Source organism: Micromonospora yasonensis (assembly GCF_026013475.1).
In the GTDB taxonomy this organism is placed as follows: Bacteria; Actinomycetota; Actinomycetes; order Mycobacteriales; family Micromonosporaceae; genus Micromonospora; species Micromonospora yasonensis.
The window spans coordinates 1-3,984 of the sequence record NZ_JAPDPH010000367.1 but is presented as its reverse complement, the minus strand read 5'-3'; the positions used below and the strand labels follow the sequence as shown (position 1 = coordinate 3,984).

Sequence of the window (3,984 nt, the reverse complement as noted above, 5' to 3'; positions counted from 1 at the left end):
TCGGCGCGTACGGGCACGTTGTCGTGCTACGTGAAGGCGACCTCGGGTACGTGCACGTCCACCCGGAGGAGCGGCTCCTCGGCGGCGCGGTCAAGTTCTGGCTCTCGGCGACAAGTCCCGGCCAGTACCGGATGTTCTTCGACTTCCAGGTGGGCGGCAGGGTGCGTACCGCCGAGTTCACGCTGGTGGTGCGGTAGCGCCGCCACCAGGCCCGGTTCCTCCGCGAATCACCCGCACGGGAGCCACAACGGGCGCGTTGACCGTGCCCGTGAGTGAGTGCGGCAGGACTTGCCCATTGCCCCCGCTCGTGAGGAAGGCCCGACAGGGGGTGGTTCCGCCCCACCAGGCCGACTACCATGGCGCCGATCAGCCACATTGATGGATTCACCTGATCGGATGTGATCGCATGGTGCGGCAACCCCGCAGAGGCGTGATCTTACTCTCCGTCGTCCTCGCCGCCACAGCTCTGACGGTTGGACCGGCCGGCGCGGACAACACGAAGGCCTTCGACGACGGCGGTATCGTCCTCGAGAGCCACCAGCACGGTGGCGAGGGGGGCCACCTCGACCAGGGCAGCAAGGACGTCACCCTCGTCGGCAAGGCACGGGTGAACAATGCCCGGGCAGGCGTCGTCTCCGACGTCGGTGTGCTCGGCGACTACGCGTACCTCGGCGCGTTCAACAGCGATCCGTGCGAGGGCGGCGTCTACGTCATGGACATCTCCGACCTCGGCAAGCCCCGCCAGGTCGGCTTCATCGCCGCGTCGCCGGGCTCGTTCGTCGGCGAAGGGATCCACCCGATCCAGTTCAGCACCCCTGCGTTCACCGGCGACGTGCTGGCGTACAGCAACGAGCTGTGCACCAACGCCACGGCGCCGCCGGCCGTGGGTGGAGCGACCCTCGTCGACGTTTCCGACCCCCTGCACCCCGTGATGCTGGCCAACGGCTTCGGGGCGGTCGAGCCGGGGGTGACGTCGCGGGCGCGGACGGTCCACAGCACGTTCATGTGGCAGACCGGGGCCGGACCGGACCGCAAGGCCTACATCGTGCTCCCGGACAGCCGTACGCCGATGCTGCCCATCTTTGACATCACCGACCCGCGGCACCCGGTCCAGGTGATCGACATCGACGTGGCCGGGATGTTCCCACAGATCCTGCAGCCGGGTGTCGACCTGGACACGGTCTTCTTCCACGACGTGGTGGTTCGCAAGCACGGCGATCGGCAGATCATGCTGCTGTCCATGTGGGACGCCGGCTATGTGGCGCTCGACGTGACCGACCCGGCCCACCCGAGCTACGTCGCCGACACCGACTTCACCTTCCCCGACCCGCAGCTGTTGGAGACCAACGACGTGGCGCTCGGCCCTGAGGGCAACGGACACTACGCCGAGTTCGTGCACAACGACCAGTACGTGCTGACCACCGACGAAGACTTCGGGGCAACCCGGGTCCGGGTCGCGACGAACGACGGAGGCGATTTCCGGGCGGTGCAGGCCGGCACCGCGCAACTGCCCACCGGCGACAGCCTCTCCGGCACCGCCATCTTCGTCGGTCTTGGTTGCAACGCAGACCCGCCGGCACCCGCACCGGCAACCGGCGGTCCCTACATCGCCCTCGTCGAGCGGGGCGGATGTGCCTTCAGCGAGATGGCGGCCAACGCGGAGTCGCGCGGCTACGCGGGGACGGTGGTCTTCAACCGGACGGGGTCGTCGGGCGGCTGTGGCTCGCTGGTGAGCCCGTCGGTCGTGGCCAACAAGCCGTTCTTCTTCGTGAATCGGCAGGCCGGCCTGTCCATCATGGACGCGGACGGCGGCTACGACGAGGCGGCCTGCCAGAGGAGCTCGGCCAGGGCCTCAGTGCCGGTCGGCACCGTCGGCGACACCGTCACCCTGGCAGCCACCTTCGACGGATGGGGCTACGTGCACCTGTTCCGCAACGGGACCGGGAAGCTACAGGAGCTGGACACCTACGCCGTACAGCAAGGCATGGACCCTGCCTACGCCAGCGGATTCGGCAACCTGACCGTGCACGAGGTAGCCGTGTCGAAGCAGAACCCGCACCTGGTGTACGCGTCGTACTACGACGCAGGGCTGCGTGTCCTCAGCATCAAGAACGACCAGATCACCGAGGTCGGCCACTTCGTCGACGAGGGCGGCAACGACCTCTGGGGCGTGCAGATCCTCCAGCGCGCCGGTGGCGAGTACGTGCTCGCCAGCGATCGCGACTTCGGGCTGTACGTATTCAAGTACACCGGCAAGAACTAGACAGCCCTCACCGCGGCGCCGTCACCCAGGAGGTGGCGGCGCCGCCGCATTCCCAGCACCCGTCCCGCACGGTCGATCAACTCGTTCGAGGGAAGCCTCGGCGGGGTGCGCGACACCCTCGCCACGGGGTACCCGTAGCCACCCAAACGCCAGACATTGAGCTGTGGCTGCCCGAGCTCAACGGCCCGGTCGACGCCAGCAACGAGCTCCACCTGTCGCTGCTGATGTGTGATCCCGACGTCAACGCCGACGACCGTGCCCGGCTGGGCCGGGCACCGGACGGTGGGGTCGATCCCCACGGTGAACGCCACATGCCAGCGGCCGCCGTCACGCCGCAGGGTCGCGGACATGATCCGGGCCGCGCCGGCTTCGAGACGGCGGGCGAGTTTACGGGCGGACTCGTGCAATTTCAGCCGGCCGAGCCGGGGCAGCACCACATGTTTCCGGCCGGGTTCGATACGGATCGCCCCGGTGGTGAACCGCACCGTCGGGGTGCTGCGGCGCTTGGATTTGAACCGCGGGAAACCCACCTTGCGACCCGCGCGCCGACCGCTACGAGAGTCGGGCCAGCTTTTCAAGGCGCGGGCCAGCGCGTCCAGGCCGGTGTTGAACGCTTCCTTCGAGCATTCCCGCCACCACGGCGCGACGTCGTCCTTGGCCGCGTTCCACGCCTTACGCGGCACCGGCAACGACCAACCCACCGTCGGGGTGAGCGCCTCCTCGGCAACGCCGTAAGAGCGTTCCGCGGCCCGCTGATCCCACACCGCCTTCACCCGGGCCAACGCCCAGTTGTGCGCCACACGGGCCGCGCCAGCATGGGCGAGCACTGACCGCTGCTCGCTGCTGCGCCGGGGTTAGATCCAGCGCGAAACGATACCCCTGCACCGTCTGCACACCCGCCCCCAATCCACCCTTCCCTGATCAGTATCGGCCGCGGGGACACTCTCGCAGCCTGCACCCGCTCAACCAGGCACCAAACATGCCGCTCGGCGCCTTGAAGAACACTCAACGGGCAGCAGTTGACAACCCCAGGATGTCCGACTGATCAACTTCAACGGTCGATATCGAACGAACCCACCCTCTCGACGAGCCACATCACATCGGCGCCGCTCGGAACCTCGACCGGCTCGGATCCTCGGCAGAAGACTCGCGCGCCCGCGGCCACGCCATCGAGTCGCATTGAGCCGTCGCTCACGCGCAGCCAGGTGCCCTCGCGCATGGCGAGCACCGGGACGTCGTTCTCCTCGAGGAACTGGGTGAGCCGCTCCTCCCGGGTCTCACCCTGGTGCGTCGAGGCCGGGTCCGGGTCGAGGTAGTGGGGGTTGATCTGGAAGGGCACGAGGCCAAAGGTCTCGAAAGACGGCGGTTGAACGATGGGCATGTCGTTCGTCGTACGCAGGCTCGGCGTCGCGACGTTGGTGCCGGCACTCGACCCGATGTAGGGCATCCCCTCGGACGCCCGGGCGCGCACGACGTCGATCAGGCCGAGTTCGTGGATCGCCTTGACGAGGCGGAAGGTGTTGCCGCCGCCGACGAAGACTGCCTCGGCGTCGGCGACCAGGTCGCGCGGCGTGTCCTCGTGTGCTCCGCGGACGGTGATGCCGAGCGGCTCCAAGGCCCCGCGGACCGTCTTGGTGTAGCCGTCGTGGTCGGCGAGTGCGAAGGGGACGAACACGATGGAGCGCAGGCCGCCGAGTGTCTCGAGGATCGCGTCACGCGCA

At 68.2% G+C, this 3,984-nt stretch carries 3 protein-coding genes and 1 pseudogene; 2 read left to right on the top strand and 2 right to left on the bottom strand.

Annotated elements, in window-relative coordinates:
- Both ONA70_RS35115 and ONA70_RS35110 read left to right on the top strand, forming a co-directional pair.
- A pseudogene (locus ONA70_RS35115) lies at nt 1-197 on the top strand (hypothetical protein); the annotation flags it as partial.
- Between the two features lie 209 nt (nt 198-406).
- Nucleotides 407-2,263, top strand: coding sequence for a PA domain-containing protein (locus ONA70_RS35110; RefSeq protein WP_265010786.1), 1,857 nt, complete (start codon nt 407-409; stop codon nt 2,261-2,263).
- Here the strand turns inward: ONA70_RS35110 and ONA70_RS35105 are convergent.
- Entirely contained in the window at nt 2,260-3,090 is an 831-nt protein-coding gene (locus ONA70_RS35105) for a hypothetical protein (protein ID WP_265010785.1), read from the bottom strand. The two genes, ONA70_RS35110 and ONA70_RS35105, sit on opposite strands and share 4 nt — an antisense overlap.
- A gap of 224 nt (nt 3,091-3,314) precedes the next feature.
- Nucleotides 3,315-3,984, bottom strand: a 670-nt coding sequence (gene pepE / locus ONA70_RS35100) for a dipeptidase PepE (protein WP_265010784.1), incomplete at its 5' end; no start/stop codon positions are given.